Annotated in this window: 19 protein-coding genes and 2 pseudogenes; 13 read left to right on the top strand and 8 right to left on the bottom strand. The window is 70.1% G+C overall.

Annotated elements, in window-relative coordinates; translation table 11 throughout:
• Position 1 precedes the first annotated feature (1 nt).
• Together OWR29_RS08585 and OWR29_RS08590 are read right to left on the bottom strand one after the other, a co-directional pair.
• On the bottom strand, positions 2 to 667 hold the full coding sequence (locus OWR29_RS08585) for a FadR/GntR family transcriptional regulator (RefSeq protein ID WP_267562024.1): 666 nt from the start codon (positions 665 to 667) through the stop codon (positions 2 to 4).
• A 10-nt stretch (positions 668 to 677) separates the two neighbouring features.
• The gene (locus tag OWR29_RS08590; RefSeq protein WP_267562025.1) at positions 678 to 1,859 is read right to left on the bottom strand and encodes an MFS transporter; all 1,182 of its coding nucleotides are present in this window, start codon (positions 1,857 to 1,859) and stop codon (positions 678 to 680) included.
• Positions 1,860 to 1,950: 91 nt separating this feature from the next.
• On the opposite strand from OWR29_RS08590, the gene OWR29_RS08595 reads away from it, so the two are divergent.
• From OWR29_RS08595 to OWR29_RS08615, 5 genes are all read left to right on the top strand, one after another.
• Positions 1,951 to 2,241 carry a YiaA/YiaB family inner membrane protein gene (locus OWR29_RS08595; RefSeq protein WP_267562026.1) on the top strand — a complete coding sequence of 97 codons (291 nt, stop codon included), beginning with the start codon at positions 1,951 to 1,953 and terminating at the stop codon, positions 2,239 to 2,241.
• Positions 2,242 to 2,465: 224 nt separating this feature from the next.
• Positions 2,466 to 3,620, top strand: coding sequence for an aldose epimerase family protein (locus OWR29_RS08600; protein WP_267562027.1), 1,155 nt, complete (start codon positions 2,466 to 2,468; stop codon positions 3,618 to 3,620).
• Positions 3,621 to 3,631: 11 nt separating this feature from the next.
• A complete protein-coding gene (locus OWR29_RS08605; RefSeq protein ID WP_267562028.1) occupies positions 3,632 to 4,753 on the top strand; it encodes a sugar ABC transporter substrate-binding protein in 1,122 nt (373 codons plus the stop codon).
• Positions 4,746 to 5,762 (top strand): ABC transporter permease, encoded by a 1,017-nt coding sequence (locus OWR29_RS08610; protein WP_267562029.1) that lies wholly within the window; start codon positions 4,746 to 4,748, stop codon positions 5,760 to 5,762. Before OWR29_RS08605 ends, OWR29_RS08610 begins: the two co-directional genes overlap by 8 nt.
• Positions 5,759 to 6,502 (top strand): ATP-binding cassette domain-containing protein, encoded by a 744-nt coding sequence (locus tag OWR29_RS08615; protein ID WP_267562031.1) that lies wholly within the window; start codon positions 5,759 to 5,761, stop codon positions 6,500 to 6,502. Before OWR29_RS08610 ends, OWR29_RS08615 begins: the two co-directional genes overlap by 4 nt.
• A gap of 17 nt (positions 6,503 to 6,519) precedes the next feature.
• On the opposite strand, the gene OWR29_RS08620 is transcribed toward OWR29_RS08615, so the two are convergent.
• Positions 6,520 to 8,103 carry a lysyl oxidase family protein gene (locus tag OWR29_RS08620; protein WP_267562032.1) on the bottom strand — a complete coding sequence of 528 codons (1,584 nt, stop codon included), beginning with the start codon at positions 8,101 to 8,103 and terminating at the stop codon, positions 6,520 to 6,522.
• Between the two features lie 203 nt (positions 8,104 to 8,306).
• Here OWR29_RS08620 and OWR29_RS08625 point away from each other — a divergent pair, with 203 nt between their 5' ends.
• From OWR29_RS08625 to OWR29_RS08640, 4 genes are read left to right on the top strand one after another with little or no spacing between them, the layout of a single operon-like run.
• Entirely contained in the window at positions 8,307 to 8,591 is a 285-nt protein-coding gene (locus OWR29_RS08625; RefSeq protein WP_267562033.1) for an SCO0607 family lipoprotein, read from the top strand.
• A gap of 24 nt (positions 8,592 to 8,615) precedes the next feature.
• On the top strand, positions 8,616 to 9,431 hold the full coding sequence (locus OWR29_RS08630) for a transporter substrate-binding domain-containing protein (protein ID WP_267562034.1): 816 nt from the start codon (positions 8,616 to 8,618) through the stop codon (positions 9,429 to 9,431).
• Positions 9,428 to 10,222 carry an amino acid ABC transporter permease gene (locus OWR29_RS08635; protein ID WP_267562035.1) on the top strand — a complete coding sequence of 265 codons (795 nt, stop codon included), beginning with the start codon at positions 9,428 to 9,430 and terminating at the stop codon, positions 10,220 to 10,222. Before OWR29_RS08630 ends, OWR29_RS08635 begins: the two co-directional genes overlap by 4 nt.
• Before the next feature lie 5 nt (positions 10,223 to 10,227).
• Positions 10,228 to 11,004, top strand: coding sequence for an amino acid ABC transporter ATP-binding protein (locus OWR29_RS08640; protein WP_267562036.1), 777 nt, complete (start codon positions 10,228 to 10,230; stop codon positions 11,002 to 11,004).
• Here OWR29_RS08640 and OWR29_RS08645 read toward each other — a convergent pair.
• Positions 10,994 to 13,561: an ATP-binding protein gene (locus tag OWR29_RS08645; RefSeq protein WP_267562037.1), complete on the bottom strand. Its 2,568-nt coding sequence runs from the start codon at positions 13,559 to 13,561 to the stop codon at positions 10,994 to 10,996. The genes OWR29_RS08640 and OWR29_RS08645 overlap by 11 nt on opposite strands.
• 177 nt (positions 13,562 to 13,738) lie before the next feature.
• Between OWR29_RS08645 and OWR29_RS08650 the strand changes: the two genes are divergently transcribed.
• The 4 genes and pseudogenes from OWR29_RS08650 to OWR29_RS48260 all read left to right on the top strand — a co-directional run.
• On the top strand, positions 13,739 to 14,338 hold the full coding sequence (locus tag OWR29_RS08650; protein WP_267562038.1) for a hypothetical protein: 600 nt from the start codon (positions 13,739 to 13,741) through the stop codon (positions 14,336 to 14,338).
• A 33-nt stretch (positions 14,339 to 14,371) separates the two neighbouring features.
• Complete coding sequence (locus OWR29_RS08655) at positions 14,372 to 14,995, top strand: HEAT repeat domain-containing protein (protein ID WP_267562040.1); 624 nt, start codon at positions 14,372 to 14,374, stop codon at positions 14,993 to 14,995.
• A pseudogene (locus tag OWR29_RS08660) lies at positions 14,989 to 15,612 on the top strand (MerR family transcriptional regulator); the annotation flags it as partial. The gene OWR29_RS08655 and the pseudogene OWR29_RS08660, both read left to right, overlap by 7 nt.
• 210 nt (positions 15,613 to 15,822) lie before the next feature.
• Positions 15,823 to 15,996 (top strand): annotated as a pseudogene (locus OWR29_RS48260) (HEAT repeat domain-containing protein); the annotation flags it as partial.
• A gap of 271 nt (positions 15,997 to 16,267) precedes the next feature.
• Here the strand turns inward: OWR29_RS48260 and OWR29_RS08665 are convergent.
• The 4 genes from OWR29_RS08665 to OWR29_RS08680 all read right to left on the bottom strand — a co-directional run bounded on the left by OWR29_RS08665 (position 16,268) and on the right by OWR29_RS08680 (position 21,730).
• Positions 16,268 to 17,986, bottom strand: a complete 1,719-nt coding sequence (locus OWR29_RS08665; protein ID WP_267562041.1) for a cellulose-binding domain-containing protein — start codon at positions 17,984 to 17,986, stop codon at positions 16,268 to 16,270.
• Positions 17,987 to 18,030: 44 nt separating this feature from the next.
• Positions 18,031 to 19,422, bottom strand: coding sequence for a pectinesterase family protein (locus OWR29_RS08670; protein ID WP_267562042.1), 1,392 nt, complete (start codon positions 19,420 to 19,422; stop codon positions 18,031 to 18,033).
• Between the two features lie 35 nt (positions 19,423 to 19,457).
• On the bottom strand, positions 19,458 to 21,161 hold the full coding sequence (locus tag OWR29_RS08675) for a cellulose binding domain-containing protein (protein WP_267562043.1): 1,704 nt from the start codon (positions 21,159 to 21,161) through the stop codon (positions 19,458 to 19,460).
• 74 nt (positions 21,162 to 21,235) lie between these two features.
• Positions 21,236 to 21,730 carry a hypothetical protein gene (locus tag OWR29_RS08680; protein ID WP_267562044.1) on the bottom strand — a complete coding sequence of 165 codons (495 nt, stop codon included), beginning with the start codon at positions 21,728 to 21,730 and terminating at the stop codon, positions 21,236 to 21,238.
• Positions 21,731 to 21,763: the final 33 nt, after the last annotated feature.

The raw sequence follows: 21,763 nt of genomic DNA on the forward strand, positions 1-21,763 counted from the left end.
ATCACGGGGTGGCCTGGTTGATCAGGGGCTGCAGCAGGGTGGACATGGTGGCGGCGGCCCGGTCGGGGTCGCCGGTGACGATGGCGTCGACCAGGTCGGCGTGCAGCTGGGCCAGCGTGTCGGTGTCGCCGGCCACGTCGTGCAGTTGCACCTCTTCGAAGACCGAGAGCAGGCCCTCGTAGACGTCCTCCAGCAGCGGGTTGTGGGTGGCCGCCACGACCGCCCGGTGCAGGGCCGAGTCGGCACGTACGCGCTCGTGCAAATCGTCGGTGGTCCAGGCGGCCTCGCGTTCGGCCAGCAGAGCTTGCAGCAGCCGGGCGTCGGCCTCGGTGCGGCGGGTGGCGGCGATGCGGGCCGAGGCGGCGTCCAGGGCCAGGCGCAGCTCGAGGCTGTCGCGGCGGGAGGTGGCGGCCACCCGGCGCGAGACCGACGAGCGCAGGTCGGACGTCGATACCACGAAGGTGCCCCGGCCCTGCTCGCGGCGCAGGATGCCCGCCTGGACCAGGGAGCCGATGGCCTCGCGGACCGTGTTGCGGCCGGCCCCGCTCCACTCGACCAGCTCGGGCTCGGTGGGGATCTTGCTGCCCACCGGCCACCGGCCGTCGGTGATCTGGGAGCGGAACAGCTCGGTCACGCGGGTGCCGAGGCCGGCGCGATCTAAGGGCACGGCAGGCAGCCTAACCGGCGGGCGCGGCCGTGGGGCGGCACGCGGCCCAGCCGGCGCCGAGGGTGATCAGCAGGGTGACCGCGAGCAGCACGTACGTAATGTTCCAGCCGTCGCCGGCCTGGTGGATGGCCCCCAGCGCGAGCGGGCCGACGCAGCCGATGCCGTAGCCGACCCCCTGCACCAGGCCGGACAGCCGGGACGCGCTCTGCGGGTTGGCCGCGCGGGCGCCGATCAGGGTGAGGCAGAGCGGGAACGTGCTCACGCCGAGGCCGAAGGCGGTCGCCCAGACGAAGGCGCCCGCGGCCGGCGCGGCCAGCATGCCCGCGTAGCCGGCCGCCATCAGCGCCACGCAGACCACGACGATCGGGTACGGGTTGCGCAGGCGCGTGGTCAGCGGCGGCACCACGAAGGCGGCGATGAGGCCGAGCCCGGCGAACCACGACAGCAGCAGCGCGCTCGCGGTCTCGCTCAGCCCGGCGTCGGTGAGCATGGCCGGGAACCAGGTCACCAGCGTGTAGACGTGCAACGTGGTCATGGCCATCAGCCCGATCAGGCCCAGCACCAGCGGCGTACGCCAGGAAACGCTCGCCGTCGCGGCCGGAGCCGGGGCCCGGGGCGACGAGCGGGGGACCGTGACGAACCACAGCACCGCCGCCACCGCGGTCACGACGGCCCAGGCGCCGGCGGCCGTCCGCCACCCGTACGCGCTGGCCAGCGGCAACGCCAGCAGCGGGGCCGCCAGCTGGCCGACCTGGAGCAGCACCATGTACATCGTGCTCACCGCGTGCAGCCGCTGCGGGAAGTGCTGCTTCACGATCGGGATCAGGATGACGTTGGACGCGCCGACCCCGGCGAACGCGATCACCGTGGCCACGATCAGCACGGCCGGCGACCAGGCGAAGGCCCGCAGCAGGATGCCGGCCGTGGTGGCGGTGACGGCCAGCGCGGCCGTGCGCTCGAGGCCGAGCCGGCGGGCCAGCGGCGGCGCGGCGAACGCGGCCACCGCGAAGCAGGCGGTCACGATCGTGCCGATGGCGCCCGCCGTCACCGGGCCGAAGTGCAGGTCGTCGGCGGCGTCCCCGGTCAGCACGCTGAAACCGGTCACCGCGGTGCGCAGGTTGAGGGCGGTCAGCGCGACGGCGAGCAGGATCCCGCGGTGCAGCCGGGCCGGGGCAAGGGTGGTCGTGGACACGCGACCAGTCAATCATGGGATGATGGGATGAATCCAGAGTGAGTATCGGCACTCACGCGGATCCCACGGGCGGGCCACGAGGATGAGCGCCATGGATATCGAAGCTGCTCCCAAGGTCACCTCGGCCTACTACATACAGGCCGCCGCCTCGTTCGCCATCGCCCTGCTCGGCCTGGCCGCCGGCATCTTCTATCTGCCGGTCGGCGGGTGGATCCGGGCCTTCCTCGGCCTCGGCCTGGCCTACGTCGTCACGTCCGCGTTCACGCTGGCCAAGACCATCCGCGACGCCCAGGAATCCGGCACTGTGGTGCGCCGCGTCGACCAGGCCCGCATCGACAAGTTCCTCAGCGAGCACGACCCGTTCAAGACCCCCGCGAACTGAGTAAACGCTTTTTCGACCGATCATGTGAGCGTTCACCACTCGATCGGACGATTGGTATCGATACCCGGGCGTGCTTACGGTCCGCTGCGTACTCGTTGTCCGGACCGAGCTTTCTCTGACGAGCCGGTTCCGTCTGGGCCGGCGCCTACCTCCCCTGGCGTCGACACAGGCTCCTTTCCGCCACGCCGTGGCGGCGTGGTGTCGTGCCTAGGGAACGAGGCGACATGACAGTGAGAACGTTCGCGCGCGCCGGGGTCGTCCTGCTGCTCGGGCTGGGCCTCGGCCTGGCCTCGAGCTCGTCGACGCAGGCGGGCGTCAAACCGACCATCACCAAACAGGCGTGGGGCAGCGTCGGGGGCCAGACCGTCGACCGCTACACGCTGACCAACGGCAAGTTCCGCGTACGGATCCTGACGTACGGCGGAATTCTGCAGACCGTCGAGACGCCCGACCGGCACGGCCGGATGGCCAACGTCACGCTGGGCTTCGGCTCCCTCGGCGGCTACGTCACGTCGAAGAACCCGGCCTACTTCGGCGCGCTGATCGGCCGCTACGGCAACCGGATCGCCAAGGGCAAGTTCACCCTGGACGGTCAGACCTACCAGCTGGCCATCAACAACGACCCCAACTCGCTGCACGGCGGCAACGTCGGCTTCGACAAGCGGGTGTGGAGCGCCACCCCGGTGGCCGGCAGGAACACCGTCGCGCTGCGGCTGTCGTACGTCAGCCCGAACGGTGAGGAGAACTACCCGGGCACGCTGCGCACCACGGTGACGTACACGATCACCAAGAACCGCGGCATCCGGATCGACTACCGCGCCACCACCGGCAAGGCGACGGTCGTGAACCTCACCAACCACGCCTACTGGAACCTCGGCGGCGAGGGCACCGGCACCATCGACGACCACAAGCTGCAGCTCAAGGCGTCGCGGTACACGCCGGTCGACTCCACGCTGATCCCGACCGGCAAGCTCGACCGGGTCGCCGGCACGCCCATGGACTTCCGCCGGCCCACGGCCATCGGCGCGCGCAACCGCAGCAACTTCCAGCAGATCGTGTACGGGCGTGGCTACGACCACAACTGGGTGCTCGACCGGCGTACCAAGGGACTCGAGGTCGCGGCCCGGGTCAGCGACGCCGCCAGCGGCCGCACGCTGACCATCAGCACCACCGAGCCGGGCATCCAGTTCTACGGCGGCAACTTCCTGGACGGCACCTTGTACGGCACCAGCGGCAAGGCGTACCGCCAGGGTGACGGCCTCGCGCTGGAGACGCAGCACTTCCCGGACTCGCCCAACCACGCGAACTTCCCGTCGACCGTGCTGCGGCCGGGCCAGGTCCTGCGGTCGACGACCGTCTACCAATTCGGCACTTTGTAGCGAGGCTTGTCATGGATGAGAAAGTCGAGGAGGCCGTCTCCACCCTGGATCTGCCGCGCGCGTCGCGCCGCCGGCTGCTCTCCGGCGCGGGCTTGTTCAGCGCGTCGCTGGCCGCCGGCGCCCTGCTCAGCGCGTGCAGCGACGACAAGGCCGAGGCGGCCGGGGCCATGGGCAACTTCCCGGAGACCCCGAAGTGGAAGTTCACCTTCGTCAACCACGTGACCACCAACCCCTTCTTCACCCCGACGCAGTACGGGATGGAGGACGCGGCCGCCCTGCTCGGCATCGAGAAGCCGCAGTGGACCGGCTCGCAGAACTCGATCGTGGGCGAGATGGTCAACGCGCTCAACACCGCGATCAGCGGCAAGGTGGACGGCCTGGCGGTGGCCGTGGTCGACAAGGACGCCTTCCGCGCACCGGTCGACCAGGCGCTCGACGCGGGCATCCCGGTCGTGTCGTACAACGCCGACGGCGCGCGCGGCGACCCGGGCACCAACCGTCTCGCGTACATCGGACAAGGTCTTTACGAGTCGGGCTACGAGCTCGGCAAGCGAGCGCTGGAAACCGTCAGCGGAGGCGAGGTGGCCGGGTTCATCGCGACGCCGGGCGCGCTCAACATCCAGCCGCGGATCGACGGCGCCCAGCAGGCGTTCCAGGACAGCGGCAAGCCCATCACCTTCACACCGGTGGCCACCAACGCCGACGTGACGAAAGGGCTTTCCATAATTGACGCGTACGCCGTGGGGCATGCGAATGTGAGCGGGATGCTAGCCGTGGACGCCGGATCCACCGCCTCGGTCGGGCAGACCGTGAAGAAGTACAACATGCGCTCGAAGAGCCTCAAGGTGGCCGGCGGCTTCGACCTGATCCCGGAGAGCCTGGCCGGGGTCAAGGACGGCAACCTCGACTACACCATCGACCAGCAGCCGTACCTGCAGGGCTTCCTGCCGGTGCTCGCGCTCTACTTCTACAAGGTGTCGGGCGGGCTGATCGCGCCCAGCGAGACGAACACCGGGCTGCTGTTCGTCACGAAGGACAACGTGGAGCCGTACCAGAACACGAAGTCGCGCTACGAGGGCTCGACGACCGACAAGGTGCTCGTACCCCGGTCCGGGCCGATCGCGCATGGCTGACACCGCGGAACGGACGGCGGAGGAGGCGCCCCCGCGCGCTCCCCGGAGGGTGCTGGACGCCTTCCTCCGCCGGCGCGAGGCCAGCGTGCTGCTGGTCGCCCTGGCCCTGATGGTCTACTTCCGGGCGTCCAGCGACGTCTTCCTGAGCCGGGACAATCTGGTCAACATCGCCCAGGCCACCGCGCCCACCGCGATCGTCGCCGTGGGCATCGTGTTGCTGCTGGTCAGCGGCGAGATCGACCTGTCGGTGGGCATCGTGGCGGCGTTCGCCCCGTTCCTGCTGCACTTCGCGATCGACTACTACGGCGTGCCGGTGCTGCTCGCCCTGGTGCTGGCGCTGGCCCTGGCCGCCTTCATCGGACTGGTCAACGGCTTCATCGTCACGCAGCTGCACGTGCCGTCGTTCGTGGTCACGCTGGGCACGTTCTTCGCCGTCCAGGGGCTGCTGCTCATCACCTCGCACGCGTACCCCGTGCCCATCCCGGAGCCGGTTCAGGGAACGTTCCAGACCTGGATCGGCGCCGGGCCGTGGGCCAGCATCACCTGGGCGGTCGTGATCGTCGCGGTCTTCCATGTGGTTCTCACGCGTACGCGGTGGGGGTTGCACACCATCTCGGTCGGCGGCAATCCGGTCGGGGCGACCGAGGCCGGCATCCGCGCCTCCCGCATCAAGATCGGCAACTTCATGATCACGAGTGCGCTGGGCGGCCTGGTCGGCATCATGGAGGCGGCCCGGATCAACACCATCGACCCCAACATCGGCGGCGGCACCACGCTGACCTTCTACGCCATCTCGGCCGCCGTCATCGGCGGCACGGCCCTGGCCGGCGGCTCCGGCACGATCGTCGGCGCGCTGCTGGGCGCCCTGGTGCTGGCCACCCTGCAGAACGGCTTCAATCTCATCGGCTACAGCGCCAACACCATCTATCTGATCCTGGGACTGGCGATCCTGGCCTCGATGATCGCCAACCAGTACCTGTCCCGGCTGCGGCGAGCGGGGAAGTCATGACCACGGCGGCACTGCAAGCGCGGGGGATAGCCAAGCGGTTCGGCGCGCTCACCGCGCTCAGCGACATCAACCTGCACGTCGACCCGGGCGAGGTGCTGGGCCTGATCGGCGACAACGGCGCCGGCAAGTCCACCCTGATCAAGATTCTCTGCGGCTACCACCAGCCGGACGCCGGGCAGATCGTCGTCGCCGGCCAGGAGGTCACGCTGCGCAGCGTCGACCACGCCCGCTCGCTCGGCATCGACACCGTCTATCAGGATCTGGCCCTGATCAACGAGCTGTCGGTCTATCACAACATGTTCCTCAACCGGGAACTCGTGCGCTGGCCGCTGCTGAACAACCGGGCCATGAAACGCCGGGCCGAGCGCCACCTCAAGGACATGGGCGTCAACCTGCCCGACGTCGGGGTCGAGGTGGCCAAGCTCTCCGGCGGGCAGCGGCAGGCGATCGCGGTGGCCCGGTCGGTCTACTCCGACGCCAAGGTGCTGCTGCTCGACGAGCCGCTGGCCGCCATGGGAGCCAAGGAGGGCACGATGATCCTCGACGTGATCCGCGACCTCAAGCGCCGCGGGGACGTCTCGGTGATCATCATCGCGCACAACTACGCCCAGGTGCTCGACGTGTGCGACCGGGTCAACCTGCTGCAGCACGGCCGGATCACCTTCGACAAGCGGGCCGCCGACACGTCCCTCGAGGAACTGACCGATCTGGTGGTGGCCGACTACCGGCGACGCCGATAGCCGGCCACGTTGTCACGTCAGCCCTTGATGCCGTTGACCGGGGGCACGGTCAGCGTGCGCGCCTCCGGGGTGCCGCCCAGGACGATCTGGCGCAGCGCCGAGTTGTTGGTGGTGTCCAGCTCGGCCAGCTTCTTCTCGGGGTTGGCCAGCACCTGGATGTAGTAGGTGCCGTTGGGCAGGTCGGTCACCTCGAACGACTGGCCCGGCCGGTACTGGCTGTAGGTGTCGCCGTTGCCGATGTCCAGCACCTCACGCACCGCGATCACGGTGTTGGCGCCGCACGACGTCGACAGGTCGGTGTTCTCCGGCCGCCACTTCGCGTTCGGGATGGTGAAGTCGACCGCGTCCGTGTTGGCCAGGCAGAAGGCCTCCTTGCCGCTGCGCACGGCCAGCTTCTGGGTCGAGTCGAGCAGGTTGTACTGCGCGAAGTCGGTGAAGTGCCAGTGCAGGTGACCCTCCCGCGGGTCCCACTCCATCGTGCCGGCCGGGCGGCTGCCGACCTGGTTGCCCTTGGCGTCGAAGAAGTACTGGTACGCGTCCATCAGCTCGGTGCCGGTGCGGCGGAACCCGTCGACCAGCAGCGGGGACGTGCCGGCGTTCCACACGGTGGCGCCGAAGTTCACGTACCACTTGTTGTCTTCCTGCTCCAGCGCGATCTCCCAGGCCGGCAGCGAGCGCAGGTCGGGGCGCGGTCCGCCGGTCGGGGCGGCCTTGAGCGGGGTGGGCCGCTTGGCCGGGGCGCGCAGCTCCGGAACGTACGCGGACACCTGGCGCTTGGCGTCACCCTCGGCGGTGTGGACCGAATGCTCGTCGGCCGCTGCTTCGACCGGACCGGCGTCGGCCGCCTTGATCCGGGCCAGGCCGGCCCGGTCGGTGTCGCCGTCGACCACTGTCACGCCGACCTTGGCCGTGCCCTGCTCGGCCGGGATGCCGAACAGCTGCTTGTAGACCGGGTTGACCGTCGCCGTGGCCGTGTACTGGCCGACCGGCAGGTCGAAGGGCTGGTCATCCTCGTACGGCGGCTGGTCGACGACCTGGGCGTCCCAGCCGGCCTGCACACCCCACACCGCGCCCAGGGTGAACGGGTTGTAGCCGCCGCAGCTCTGCGGGTACGGGTTGGCAGCCGGGGCGTCGGGCCGGGTGCGCGCCGACGACCACGAGTTGCCGCAGAACGGCGTCTTGTACTCCTTGACCACCTGGCCCGCCGCGTCGGCGATCGAGATGGTGGTGAAGTCCTTGAGCCCGTTGAAGTCGGGAACCAGGCCGGCCGGCAGCGCGACCTTCTTCTTCTTGCCGTTCTGCACCACGACCCGCTCGGCCGTGATCGGCTTGTCGTAGCCGGTGCGCTTGGCCCAGATCTCCAGCGGGTCCTTGCCCGCGATCACGTGCAGGCCGAGGTCGAACGACAGGTAGATCTCGCCGTCGTAGTCGTAGCGCTCGGCGGTCACCTGCCCGGTGGCGGCGACGAACGACAGCGGGGGCGGGGTGGCGGCGGCCTGCGCCACCCCCACGCCGGCCGCGGTGAGCGCCAGCGCGGCGGCCACGGCGCCGTACGTCATCAGGCGCGAACGCCGGCGGCGCTTCTTCAGCGGATCGGTCATGGGGTCCTTCCGGTCGGGCGGCCGCCGGGTGGGCGGCCGTTGCCGGACCATCCAAAGGAGACTCCTGTGAAGAGGCTGTGAGATCGAAGCTCGTTGGCACGAATCCGTGAGAAATATCCATCCATCGACATGCTTGAGCGCGCCCGCATCGGCCGAAAGTCAGAGATCGCGCGGGCCCGGCCCGCATCAGCAACAATTCGGATATGAGCCAGCGCCGCCGCACACCACTCCTGCTCGCCCTCACGGTCGCCGCCGGCGGGCTGACCGCCGGCTGCACGATCCGCGAGGCGATCTGCCGCTCAGGCGAGTACCCGGTAGCCGCCGTCGACAGCACCACCGGCCGAGCCTGCGTAGCCGACGGCGACCAGCCCCCGACCGGTTTCGTCCGCTATCCCGACGGCAAGGAGCCCAAGCACGTGGACGACGAGTGGGACGTCTACTGGCGCTCCCACAAACTCGACGACCGCGGCGCGGAAGTCGCCCCATAGGTGTGCGTGGATTAATCTTGGGCGATGAACGCATGGGGACTGGCTCGTCTGGCCGCCGTCGCGACTCTGGCGCTGGGCGCTGTCGCGGGGTGTGCCAAAGAGGACACCGGGGGAACCGCCGAGGGTGGGGTGGCGCTGGTCAAGGCGGGGACCCTGACGACCTGCACCCACCTGCCGTACGCGCCGTTCCAGTCGAAGGACGACAGCGGCAAGGTGGTCGGCTTCGACGTCGCGCTGATCGACCTGGTGGCGGCCAAGCTCAAGGTCACGCAGGCGATCGTGGACACGCCGTTCGAGGGCATCAAGTCGGGCGCCGACCTCAACTCGGGCAAGTGTGACGTGGCCGCGGCCGGCATGACCATCACCGACGAGCGCAAGAAGGTGCTCGACTTCTCCGATCCCTACTTCGACGCCACCCAGGCGCTCAACACGCTGCCCGGCAAAGAGGTCAAGACCCTCGAGGAGCTCAAGGGCCAGCGCATCGGCGTGCAGGGCGGCACCACCGGCGACGACTACATCAAGGCGCAGGTCAAGGAGAAGAGCCTCGACCTCGAGGTGGTCGCCTACAAAGACCTGGCCGCGCTGCAGCAGGCCCTGGCGACCAACCAGGTGGCGGCCGCGGTCGGCGACCTCCCGGTCTGGAACGACTACATCAAGGCCAACCCGGGCAAGGCCGTCGTGACGGCCGGGTTCGACACCGGCGAGCAGTACGGGTTCGCCGTCAAGAAGGGCAACGCCGAGCTGCTGAAGGCGGTCAACGACGCGATCTCGGCGGCGCGCACCGACGGCACGTACGACAAGATCTATGCGCAGTGGATCGGCGAGAAGCCCGCTTCATGAAGCTCAGCCCGCGCCGGCGGCGCCGCGTCTTCCGCGTCGCCGGCTATGTGATCTTTGTGCTGGTCATCGTGGCCGTGCTCGCGGCCGCCGACTGGGGCCGGCTGTCCGACGCGTTCTTCCGGTCCGACGTGGCCGGCAGCATGTTCCCCGAGGCGATCACCATCGCGCTGCGGAACACGATCATTTACACGTTGCTGGCGTTCGTGTTCGGCCTGACGCTGGGGCTGATTCTGGCCCTGATGCGGCTGTCGACGATCCTGCCCTACCGCTGGTTCGCCACCGCGTACATCGAATTGTTCCGGGGCCTGCCCGCGCTGCTGGTGCTGTTCATGATCGGCTACGGCGTGCCGCTGGCCTTCCCCGACCGTGAGATCCCGGGCGGCGTGTACGGCTCGGTCACCGTCGGCCTGGGCCTGACCGCCGCCGCGTACATGGCCGAGACGATCCGCGCCGGCATCCAGGCCGTTCCCAAGGGCCAATTGGAAGCGGCCCGTACGCTGGGCATGTCGCATCCCCGGGCGATGGTCTCGATCGTGCTGCCCCAGGCGTTCCGCATCGTCATCCCCCCGCTGACCAACGAGATCATCCTGCTCACCAAGGACACTTCCCTGGTGTACGTGCTCGGCGTGACGTCGTCGACGATCGAGCTCACCAAGTTCGCCGGCGACACGCTCAACTCGCGGGTCAACCCGACCCCGCTGGTCGTGGCCGGACTGCTCTACCTGGTGATCACCCTGCCCCTGTCGCAGCTGGTGCGGGGGCTGGAGCGCCGGGCCGCGAGGGAGAGGTGACGGGCATGGCGGCGATCGAGATCGGCGGCCTGCACAAGTCGTTCGGGTCGCTGGAGGTGCTGCGCGGCATCGACCTGACCGTGGAGACGGGCGAGGTGGTGTGCGTCATCGGCCCGTCCGGTTCCGGCAAGTCGACCCTGCTGCGCTGCGTGAACTTCCTCGAGGAGCCGACCCGCGGGTCGATCCGGGTGGCCGGCGTCGAGGTCACCGACCCGGACTGCGACATCGACGCCGTACGCCGGGGTATCGGCATGGTCTTCCAGCAGTTCAACCTGTTCGGGCACCTGACCGTCCGCGAGAACGTGACCATCGCCCAGCGCCGGGTGCTCCGGCGCAGCCGGGCCGAGGCCGACCGCATCGCCGGCGTGAACCTCGACCGCGTGGGCCTGGCCGACAAGGCAGCTTCCTATCCGGCGCAGCTCTCCGGCGGTCAGCAGCAGCGGGTCGCCATCGCCCGCGCCCTGGCCATGGATCCGCAGCTGATGCTGTTCGACGAGCCGACCAGCGCGCTCGACCCGGAACTGGTGGGCGAGGTGCTGGCGGTCATGCGGGGCCTGGTCGCCGACGGCATGACGATGCTGGTGGTCACGCACGAGATGGCCTTCGCCCGCGAGGTGGCCTCGCGCGTCGTGTTCATGGACGGCGGCCTGATCGTCGAGCAGGGCCCGCCGGCCGAGGTGTTCGGGAAGCCGCGCGAGGAGCGCACCCGCGCCTTCCTGCACCGCGTGCTCGAGCCGACCCGGGTCAGCGAGTCCGAGATCGGCGCCCACCTCACGGACTGAGCAGGCCGCGCCGGATAGCCTCGCTGGTGGCCTGGCCACGGCTGGCCACGCCGAGCTTGCGCAGGATGGCCGTGACGTGGTGGTGCACGGTCTTCTCGGAGAGGTAGAGCCGGGTCGCGATGACGGCGTTCGACTCGCCCTGCCCCAGGTGGGTCAGCACCTCGGCCTCGCGCCGGGTCAGCCGGGCCGGGTGGCGTTCCGTCTCGGCCCGGGGGCCGCGCGGCACGTCCCGCACGCCGTGTTCGCGCAGGCGGCGGGCGATCGCGGCGGCGGCCGGGCGGGCGCCGAGGCGGTGGAACTCGGCGAGCGCGGTACGCAGATCGGCCTCGTCGCGGAAATCGGCCAGAGCCAGGGCGGCGTCGTAGGGGCAGCCCAGCTTCTTCCACCGGGCGGCGGCGGCTCGGCCTTCGCCGGCCAATTGCGTCGCGTACGGGTCGACGGCCGCGACAACCACCGGCGGGAGCCCGGCCAAGCGCCGCAGCCAGGCCAGCTCGCCGGCCACCCACGCCGCGTTCCGCTCCACCGCGAGGCCGAGGACGTCGCTCGTGATCTCGTCGACCTCGGCCGCCCGGCCGTCCAGCCAGGCCGCCTCGGCCCGAGCCGTGGCGACCGGCGCCAGGAACTGCAGTTCGGTCTGCCCGGTGGTCAGGGCGAGCGCCTCGTCGAGTGCGGCCCACCGATCCCGATCGCCCCGGCGGGCCCGGGCCAGCCCCAGAACGCTGAGCGCCAGCAGCCGCAGCAGAGGAACCGAGCGCGCGGATCGCAGCACGTGCTCGGCGTCCTCGACCGCGGCCTCGGTGCGGCCCAGATCGAGGTGCAGCCGGGCCCGGTAGACCACCACGTAGTACTCCCACGCCTCCAGTCCCAGCTCCTGGCACACCTTGATGCCACGGTCGAGCCACGGTTCGAAGTCGTAGGCGCGGGTGCGGGTGGCGGCCCAGCCGAGGTGGATGTACGCCCGTCCCACGTGGTCGTCCAGGCCGTGGTCGGTGGCCAGCGCGAGGCTGCGCGACAGGCTCGTCCAGCCCTCGGGCCGGCCGGTGAGCAGCTGCATCGTGCCGATGTTGTTGAGGCTGTGCACGGTCACCGCGGTGTCCCCGTGCGCCAGCGCCCGCTCGGCCCAGGCCATGGTCTCGTCGTAGCGCTCCTCGTTCAGGCGGGTCGCCGAGACCACGCTGCAGGCCTGAGCCCATTCGGGTCCCGGCGGCCCGTCCTCCAGCAGCCGCAGCGCGTCGTCGCTGGTCCGGTCGGCCTCCGCGGTGCGGCCCAGGCACCACAGCGCGCGGGACAGCTGCGTCAGCGCCGAGCCTTGGCGCACCGAGTTGCCGGACGCCCGCCACAGTGCGACCGCCTGCTCGAGGGCGTGGATGGCCTCGTCCATCTGGTCGGTCAGGTAGCACTCCTGCGACCGGCTTTCGAGCATCTCGGCCCGGTCCTCGGCGGGCAGCGGGCCGGCGAACCGCAGGGCCAGCTCGTAGTGGGCGGCCGCCTCGCGGTGGGCCCCGGTCGAGGCCGCCTGCCGGGCCGCGGCCGGAGCGAACCGCAGCACCGCCTCGGTGTCGCCGGCCGCCTCGGCGTGGTGGGCCAGCCGGGCCGGGTCGGCGGTGCCCGTAAGTGCGGTCAGCGCCCGGCGATGCAGCTCGGTCCGCCGGTGGGGCGACAAGGACTGCTCGACGGCGCGGCGGGCCAGCTCGTGCCGGAACACCACGCCGCCCGGGGCCTCGACCAGCATGCCCGAGCCGAGACATTGCTCCAGCGGGTTCGCCGCGCCGGGCACGAGCGCGTCGAGCAACGGCAGCTCGGCCCGGGGCAGCGCGATCGACACCGCCTCCAGGACGGTGGCCGCGTCGCCGGTCAGCCGGCCGGCGCGGGCCAGCACGGCGTCGCGTACGGTCGCGGGAATGGCATCGCCCGGTGCGGCCAGCACCTCGGTGACGAAGAACGGGTTGCCGCCGGTGGCGCGGTGCAGGTCGTCGGGGTCGATGCCGTGCGGCGCCGCGAGCACCGCGACCGCGCCGGCCGACAGCGGCGGCACCTCGATACGACGTACGCGGGAAAGGCCGGCCAGATCGCCCAGCAGGCGCCGCGCTGGATGGAACCGGTCGAGCCCGTCGTCGCGGTAGGTCGCGACGACCAGGGCCGGAATGGTGTCGATGCGGCGGCCGAGCAGGCTCAGCACGTCGACGGTGGCCTCGTCGGCCCAGTGCAGATCCTCGACGACCAGGACGCCGCCCGGACGAGCCTCGGCCGCGCGGATCACGGCCGCCGCCACCTGGTACGCCTTGGCGCCCGCGGTCACCAGCTCGTGCAGCTCGCCGCCGGTCGCACGGGCGATGTCGAGGAACGGGCCCAGCGGACGCGGCGTGAACAACGGATCGCACGATCCCCACAGCGTCGTCTCTTCCGCGGAGCAGAAGCGCCGCAGCAACGCCGTCTTGCCGCTGCCCGCCTCGCCGCCGACCAGGACGAGGACGCCGTGCCGCTCGCCCCGGGTGGCGGCCAGCGCGTCGCCCAGGGCGGCCAGCTGGTGCGAGCGCTCGACCAGTTCGTCACCCACCGGCCCACCGTGGCAGCCGCCCGGGGCGGCGTCGACCGTGCTGTAGGCCATCCGACCCGGCGAAAACTGGGTAACGCGCCGGGGCAACCTGGGCATCGCTGCCGATTCGCCCGGCGGCGGTCGCTCCTAGCGTTCTGACCAGGCCGGATGCGCCGGCCCGGAACGAAAGGATCGACCATGCTGCGCAGATTGTGGGCCCCGCTGGCCGGGCTGGTGCTGCTCGTCGGGGCAGCCACCCCGGCGTACGCCTCCTGGTGCCGTTCGGACCTCGACCGGCTCAAGCACGACAGCGCGAAGTACAAGCGGGTCGCCGTGGCCGAGAAGGCGGGCTACGGCCGGTTCCTCGACCAGGACGGCATCGCGTGCATCGACATGCCGGGCATGGGGGCGATGGGCGTCCACTACGTCAACGGCGACCTGGTCGGCGACGGCAAGATCAAGGCCCGGACGCCCGAGGCGATGGTCTACGAACCGGATCGGGCCGGCAAACTGCGGCTGGTCGCGGTCGAGTATGTGGTGATCAAGCAGGCCTGGGACGCCGGACATCACCAGCCACCCGCGCTCTACGGTCACCGCTTCGACTTCACCGACAGCCCGAACCGCTACGGGCTGCCGCCGTTCTATTCGCTGCACGTGTGGGTGTGGAAGCACAACCCGGCCGGCACCTTCACCATGTGGAACCCGCGCGTGCACTGCCCCGGCGGCCAACCCAGCCATTCCGGCCACCTGGACCACACCGACCACCCGATCCATGCGGGTCACGGCCGCGAGGCTTGACCTTGACACTGTGACAAGGTCTTCACTGGGGTCATGGTTCTGAACGCTTTGAATGCGGGCGAGTCCTCGATCCGGCTGCAAGCGGCGCTGGCCGCCGGGACGCGGGCCGACCCGGATCTGCTCGAGGCGCTGGTGGCCCGGTGCGCGGTCGAGCCCGACTTCTTCGTGCGGGACATGCTCACCTGGGCCCTGACCCGGCTGCCGGCCTCCCTGACGGTTCCGCGGCTGGTAGCCGAGCTCGGGTCGCCGATCGCCCAGGCGCGCAGCCAGGCGTTGCATACGCTGTCGAAGCTCGGGGACGAGCGGGCGTGGCCGGCGATCACGCGGTCGCTGCTGCGGGACGCCGACGACGAGGTCGCGCGGACGGCGTGGCGGGCCGCGGTGGCGCTCGCCCCCGACGGCGAGCGGGAGGGGCTGGCGGTGGAACTGGCGGCGCAACTCGGTCGCGGCGACCGGAACGTGAAGCTGAGCCTGAGCCGGGCGCTCGTCGCCCTGGGCTCCGAGCAGGCACTGCAAGCTGGGCTGGACAGCGACGACCCCGCCGTGGCGGCGCACGCTCGCGCCACCCGGGCGCTGCTGCTGGACCCGGAGGCCGGGTTCGACGCCGCCATCGCCGAGGCCACCCGGGTGATGGCTCTGGGGCCCGACAAGTGCTGATCGGCGAGGTGGCCCGGCGGTCCGGGGTCAGCACCCGGATGCTGCGGCACTACGACCGGCTCGGGCTGGTGCGCCCGACCGGTCGTACCGTCGGCAACTACCGCGAATACTCGGCCGACGACATCCGGCGGATCTTCCACGTGGAGAGCCTGCGCTCGCTCGGGTTGTCGCTGAAGCAGATCGCGTCCGCCCTGGAAGATCCCGGGTTCACGCCGGCCGCCCTGGTGAGCGACCTCATCCGGTGGACCGAGGAACGGCTCGAGCGGGAACAAGAGCTGCTGCAACGGCTGCGGGCGGTGGACGCCACGGCGCCCTCGGGGTGGCCGGACGTGCTGCGCATCGTTGAGCTGATGCACGGGCTCGACTCCCCGGACGCGGCGCGGCGCCAGCAGGCCGTGCTGGCACCGGCCGACGACGACGTGCCGGTCCCGGTGGAGCTGCTGGCGGGGGCGGTGCTGTCCGAGAACGACCCGAACGTGGCGGGCGCGCTGCGGTGGGCGCTCGCGCGAGCCGGCGGCGACGGGTTGGACAGTCTGGTGGCGGGGCTGCGCTCGGATGATGTGGCCATCCGGCGGCGGGCGGTGCTGGCGATCGCTTCGCTAGCCGGCTCGGCCGCGGCGGGTGGGTCGGCGTCGGCCGGTTCTTGGCCGCCTGTGTCCTCGGCGGCTGATACTTCGCCGGCTGGACTCTCACCCCCTGCTTCTTCGGCGGCCGGCCCTTTGACGGCCGGATTCTCGTCGCGTGCGTCTTCAGCGGCCGGCTCGGCGCCGCCTGGCTCTCGGCCGCCCGCGTCTTCGGCGCCCGGCTCGTCGCCGGCCGGGGTTATCGCGGTGCTGTCCGACGCGCTGGGGGACTCGGACCCGGTCGTACGCCGGACCGCCGCTCTGGCTTTGGGTCGGCAAGGCGTGACGGCGGCCGTGCCGGTGCTGGTCGACATGGTGGTGTCCGGGGTCAACGACGTCGAGGCGGCCGAAATGCTGGGCGTGCTGGCCGCTTCTCCGCATGTGGACGACGAGATCGGCGGCGCGACGGACGCTTTGCCGGGGCGAGACGAACGGATCGTCGGTGCGCCGGATGCTTCGTCGGGGTGGGGCGAACGGATCGTCGGTGCGCTGGAGGCTGAGCTGAGCGCGACCGCGGACACGGCGGTGCGGATCCGGGTGACCCAGGCGCTGGTCGAGATTCCGGGGTCCGCCGTGCTGGAGGTGCTGCGACGGCTGACCCGCGACGAGGACCGGTCGGTGGCCCTCGTCGCTTCGGCGTTCGTGGAGCTCAGGGATACTGAGCGTCGAGCAGGCCGTTGACGTACTTCTCGACGTTCGTGTAGCCGGTCTTGTCGAAATCGCCGCCGGCATCGTTGGCGTTCGGGTTAAGCCCGTACTTGGTCTCCCAGGCGTCGGGCATGCCGTCCCGGTCGGTATCGGGCCGGGCCGTGCCTCCGGACAGCGCGCCGTAACCGTTGTTCGTGAGGCCGGTGGCTGTCTGGCTCGACCACAAGGCGCCCTTGGTGCCGAGCGAGGTCACATCGGCGACGACGAGCTTGTCCACATCGTCGCGTGGAACGGCGCCGGCCTTCGCGACGACATCGGCATAGGCAGCCGCCGCAGTCAGAGCCGGTGGATTCGTCGAGAAGGGCGCCGACAGCTCGGTCGCACCGCCCCGGACCACGGCCGCGGAACCGTTCAGCTGACCGTCCTTGTTGCTGTCGACCCAGTTGTCGCGGTTGTAGATCTGCTGGTTGCCGGTTTGGTAGTAGTAATTCGAGGCGCTGGTCGTGCGCGGGCCGGTGATGAAATAGTTGCCGATCACGTCGTGCAGGAAGTGGCCGCTGGAGTTCCCCGCCGTGTATCCGGCCTGGTAGTTGTAGACCACGTTGTTGACGAACTGGGTGTTCGCCTTGGCCAGCGGATTGCGGTTGTGCGAGTTGGCCCACAGGTTGCGCCACCAGGTGTAGGGGCCGGTCTCGGTGTGCGCGCCGAACTGCTGGCCGATCGGGTTGGCGTCGATCGAATACTGCATAGTGATGTTCGAGGCGCGTACGGCGTCGATGTTGTTCCACGCCCCGAACTCGATCGACACGTGATCGAAGATCAGGTTGCTCGCGTCCAGCCAGTTGACGCCGTTGTTCTTCTGATCCGCGTCCTCGGTGCCCATCCGGAACCGGAAGTTGCGGACGATCACGTTCTTGGCGCTGTTGAAAGAAACTTCCCCACCGCGTACGCCGATCCCGCCGCCCGGCGCGGTCTGACCGGCAATGGTGATGTTGCTCTTGACCAGCACGGTGGACGACAGCCGGATGTAGCCCCCGACGTCGAAAACAACTATCCGGTTGGTTGTGCCGACGGCGTCGCGGAACGAGCCCGCGCCGGAGTCGTTCAGGTTGGTCACGTGATAGACCGTGCCGCCCCGGCCCCCGGTGGCTGCGGCTCCAAAACCGACAGCGGACGGAAACGCTTTGACCGGGCCACTCGGCGGCGGGGTGGTAGCCGGAGGCGTGGTCGCGGGCGGCGTGGTGGCGGGCGGTGTCGTCGCGGGCGGCGTGGTGGTTGGCGGTGTGGTCGCGGGTGGAGTCGTTGCCGGTGGCGTGGGGGTCGGGGGTGCGGTGGTGCCGGTGCAGGCCGTTCCGTTAAGGGTGAACGCCGTCGGTACTGGGTTGGTGCCGGTCCAGGTGCCGTTGAAGCCGGCCTCCACCGATGAGCCGGTCGGGATGGCGGCGGTGTAGTCGGCGTTCGTGGCGATGACGGCGCCCGCGCCCGGGTTGGCGGTGAAGCCCCAGGACTGGGTGATGGTCTGGCCGGCCGGGAACGTCCAGCCCAGTCGCCAGCCGTTGATCGGGTCGCCGAGGTTGCGGATGGTCAGGGCGGCCGTGAAGCCGCCGGCCCACTGGGAGCTGACGCGGTAGTCGACTTGGCAGCCGGCCGCCGCCTGCGCGTCGACAGCCAGGCCGACCGATGCGGCGGCGGCGACGGCGGTGACCACAACGGCCGCCAACTTGCGCGATGGTGTCGTTTTACTGCGCGATGTTGTCGTTTTCATCAGAGCACCGGGTTCCAGCCGTCGGTTCCGGACAGATACTTCTGCGGGGTGTGGTTGGCGGCCGTCGCATCGCTCATCTGCGGACGATTGCCGTTCGTTCCGGCGCCCGAACCTGTGTTCCTGTACTCGAAGAAGCGCGCGTTCTTCCAGGAGTTCTCGGACATGTCTGTCCATGGCTGCGCGTTTCTGATCGTTGCGCTCAAGGTGCACTCGCGGAACAAGACCTGCGCGGCCGGGCCCCACGGGCGGCCCAGTTGCGTGACGTTGTTCGCGGCGCCGGTGATCGTCGACTTGTAGAACAAGATCCCGTACGTCAGTGAGGCGTCCGTGTTGGCCGCGGTGATCGGGCCGCCGGTCGACCGCTTCTCGTAGATCGTCGAGTTGTGGAAGACGGCCGAGGCGCCGCCGAAGATGAAGTCGACGGTCCCCTCGACGTACGAGTTGACGAAGTAGTGGCGATAGTTGTTGACCAGCAGCGTGTCCTGGTTGCCGAGGAACCGGACGTTGTTGAACGTCGCCCGGTCGCCGTTGACGTTCACGGCCACCGCCTGGCTGCCCTCGCCGTAATCGTTCGACATGGTCAGGTTGGTGGCGATGAAGTCCCGGGCCTTGACGAAGACGGTGGCGCTGTTCGAGGTGCCGTAGCCGCCCGCGTTGCTGTGGTTGTTGACGATCACCGTCTGTCCCGCCGCCGAGCCGAGACCCTGCAGGGTGACGTACGGCTTGGTGACGGTGACGATCTCGCGGTACGTGCCGGCCTTGACCGTGATGACACGCCGAGTCGTGTTGTTCGCCGGCACCGCGTCGAGAGCCGCCTGCACGGTCGTGTACTGCCCGCTCCCGTCCTTGGCCACGGTCGGCGCGCCCGCCGGCGGAGTGGTCACGGGCGGCGTGGCCGGCGGGGTGGTCGCCGGCGTGGTGGTTGCCGGTGGCGTGGTGGCGGGCGGTGTCGTGCCGGGTGGCCTGGTGGTCGTCGGGGGTGCGGTGGAGCCGGTGCACGCCGTGCCGTTGAGGGTGAAGGCCGTCGGCACCGGATTGCTCCCGGCCCAGGTGCCGTTGAAGCCGACCTCCACCGACGAGCCGGTCCCGATGGCGGCGGTGTAGTCGGCACTGGTGGCCACTACCGCGCCCGACGCCGGGTTCGCGGTGAAGCCCCAGGACTGCGTGATGCTCTGCCCGGCCGGGAAAGTCCAGCCGAGCCGCCAGCCGTTGATCGGGTCGCCCAAGTTGCGGATCGTGAGGGCGGCCGTGAAGCCACCGGCCCACTGCGAGCTGACGCGGTAGTCAACTTGGCACCCCGCAGCCGCCCGGGCAGTGGTAGCAACGGCGACGGACGCGAGAGCAGAGACGGAAGCGATGGCGACGGCCGCGGCGACACGTCTGCGGTTCATGGGTGTCCTCCTCCCTGAGGCTCGGGGCCCGGGCGTCACGGGGCGGTACAGGTCAGGGTGGGTGTGGTGGCCGTGCCCGTGGCGGTGAAGCCGAACGTGGTCGAGGCCGAGGCGGCCAGCGCGCCGTTGTAGAACTCGTTGGCCACGGTCACGGCGGTTCCGCTCGTGGTGAGCTTGCCGTTCCACACCTGGCTGATGGTCTGACCGCTGCCGAGCGTCCACCGGGCCGACCAGCCGGTGATGGGCGCGCCGCCGGCCGTCACCGTCACCTCGCCCTGGAACCCGCCGCCCCACGTGTTGGTGGTGCGGTAAACGGCCGAGCAAGCGCCGGTGACCGGCGTGGTGGTCGTCGGCGGCGTGGTGGTCGCCGGGGGTGTGGTCGGCGTCGTTTGGCCGCCCTGTGCCGCGTACTCCAAATACTCTTCGAGATTGCGGTAGCCGTCGCCGTCCGCGTCGGCGTTGTGGTCGTCGGCGTTCGGGTTGAGGCCGTTCGCGGTCTCCCAGGCGTTGGGCATGCCGTCGCGGTCGGTGTCCCAGCCGGTCGGCGCGTTGACCGCCGAGGCGTTCCACAGCGCGTTCCACTGCGAGGTGTTGTAGTTGCTGATCAGCGTCCCGCTCGTGGTCCGGGTCTCGCTGACGATCCGGGTGTCGACCGCGTCGCGGGCCCACCAGAACGCGCCGGCCTTGTCGAGCACCTTGGGCAGCGCCGTGTAGGCCGCCTCGGTGGTCATGTTGGGCACGGCGAAGCGGCTCGAGCGCTGCACCGACGCCGTGAACTTGTCCCAGCCGGCGTCCGTGCCGTTGGTCAGGTTGGAGTCGCCGTCGTAGTCGGCCTTGTTGCCCGACTGGTAGAGCGTGGTTCCGGTCGCTCCCGTGTAGACGGCCGGATTGCTCGAGTTGTGCCGCAGGTACGTGTTGCCCACGAAGTTGGCGTTGACGAGCTGGTTCTCGCCGCTGTACCCCTTGCCCTCGAAGACGACGTTGTTGCTCCACTCGACGTAGTTCACGGCGCCCGTCTCGTTGCCCAGCCGGGGCAGGCGGCTCGTGTTGTGGGCGTACAGGTTGTGGTGATAGGCGATGTTCGAGCCGTTGACGTCGCTGCCGATGAGCGAGCCGTACGCGTGACCCGCGTAGTTCAGCCCCTCGGCGACGATCGCGTACTGCACGGTGATCTGCCCGGCCCCGTCGCTGGCGCTGATGCCCTCGTCGTCGGCCCAGCTGACCGAGACGTGGTCGACGATGATGTTGTCGCCGGTGAGCCAGAGGCCGTCGTTGGTGGCCGTCTCGGGGTTGGCCTGGTCCTTGCCGGGCCGGAACTTCAGGTGCCGCAGGACGATGTTGTCGCCGGTCACCTTGGTCGCCTGACCCATGATCGTGATGCCGGGCCGGGGCGCGGTCTGCCCGGCGATGGTCAGGTTGCTCTTGCCGATCGACAGCCAGCCCTGCCGCCCGGCCGGCGAGAGCTTGATGGTGCCGGCCACGTCGAACACGATGGTCCGGCCGCTGCTGGGGGCGTTGGTGATCCCGTACCGCAGCGAGCCGGCCTGGGGGTTGCTCGCGTTGTCGGTCAGGTTGGTGACGTGGTAGACGTCGCCGCCCCGCCCGCCGGTGGCATACATGGCCGGGCCGGCCGCGCCGGGGAAGGCGGCCACCGCAGCGGCGCTGGCCGAGGGGCTGGTCACGACCACCCCCGCGACGACGAGGCCGAGGACGGCGAGAACAGTCTTGAGGCGTTTCATCTGGGAGCGCTCCCATTCATGAGTGGTACTTAGTAGACCGCCGGAGCGCACCCGGACAACAACTTTGACGAAAATCAATGGAACAGGTGCCGGCCCAGTTGCTCGCGGACCAGGTCGTACTGCGCAGTCGTGGGATAGCCGCGGTAGTCCGTCTCGATGATCATCGTCAGAAGCTCGACGAAGCGCGGCGTGACCACTTCGTCGAGCGCGGGCAGGTGGGTCGCGGTCATTTCCCGTACGACCTCATAGCGCAAGCCGAGGTCGATGCCCCGCCGCTCGCCGTCGCCCAGCGTCGCCGCGAGCCGGCCGGTGAAATACGCCCGCCAGGTCGCTTCGCCCGGCCCGCCCAACGCGCCGAACCAGTCCCCGCGGATCTCGTTGAGCTGCCGGTTGGTGGCGCCCAGGGCCGCGTCGAAGGCGCCGAGATGGCCGGCGTCGACGAACTCCATGAAGAACCAGCCTTCGCCCAGCTCGCGCACGTCGCTTGACACTTCGCCGGGCCCGTAGGCGCGGGCCACCATTGCCTGCACGGTTGCGAGCGGTTGCCGATTCTTGGTGATGCTCTCCACGGGCTTACCGGGCGATCCTCATAGGACTATCTT

The organism is Paractinoplanes pyxinae, assembly GCF_026626335.1.
Lineage (GTDB): Bacteria > Actinomycetota > Actinomycetes > Mycobacteriales > Micromonosporaceae > Actinoplanes > Actinoplanes pyxinae.

Bases quoted from the DNA above. Each gene is read 5' to 3' on its own strand.
- OWR29_RS08620 (WP_267562032.1), bottom strand. From the start codon at position 8,103: ATGACCGATCCGCTGAAGAAGCGCCGCCGGCGTTCGCGCCTGATGACG.
- OWR29_RS08675 (WP_267562043.1), bottom strand. From the start codon at position 21,161: ATGAAACGCCTCAAGACTGTTCTCGCCGTCCTCGGCCTCGTCGTCGCG.
- OWR29_RS08670 (WP_267562042.1), bottom strand. From the start codon at position 19,422: ATGAACCGCAGACGTGTCGCCGCGGCCGTCGCCATCGCTTCCGTCTCT.
- OWR29_RS08625 (WP_267562033.1), top strand. From the start codon at position 8,307: ATGAGCCAGCGCCGCCGCACACCACTCCTGCTCGCCCTCACGGTCGCC.
- OWR29_RS08605 (WP_267562028.1), top strand. From the start codon at position 3,632: ATGGATGAGAAAGTCGAGGAGGCCGTCTCCACCCTGGATCTGCCGCGC.
- OWR29_RS08650 (WP_267562038.1), top strand. From the start codon at position 13,739: ATGCTGCGCAGATTGTGGGCCCCGCTGGCCGGGCTGGTGCTGCTCGTC.
- OWR29_RS08635 (WP_267562035.1), top strand. From the start codon at position 9,428: ATGAAGCTCAGCCCGCGCCGGCGGCGCCGCGTCTTCCGCGTCGCCGGC.
- OWR29_RS08640 (WP_267562036.1), top strand. From the start codon at position 10,228: ATGGCGGCGATCGAGATCGGCGGCCTGCACAAGTCGTTCGGGTCGCTG.
- OWR29_RS08615 (WP_267562031.1), top strand. From the start codon at position 5,759: ATGACCACGGCGGCACTGCAAGCGCGGGGGATAGCCAAGCGGTTCGGC.
- OWR29_RS08595 (WP_267562026.1), top strand. From the start codon at position 1,951: ATGGATATCGAAGCTGCTCCCAAGGTCACCTCGGCCTACTACATACAG.
- OWR29_RS08655 (WP_267562040.1), top strand. From the start codon at position 14,372: ATGGTTCTGAACGCTTTGAATGCGGGCGAGTCCTCGATCCGGCTGCAA.
- OWR29_RS08610 (WP_267562029.1), top strand. From the start codon at position 4,746: ATGGCTGACACCGCGGAACGGACGGCGGAGGAGGCGCCCCCGCGCGCT.
- OWR29_RS08600 (WP_267562027.1), top strand. From the start codon at position 2,466: ATGACAGTGAGAACGTTCGCGCGCGCCGGGGTCGTCCTGCTGCTCGGG.
- OWR29_RS08630 (WP_267562034.1), top strand. From the start codon at position 8,616: ATGAACGCATGGGGACTGGCTCGTCTGGCCGCCGTCGCGACTCTGGCG.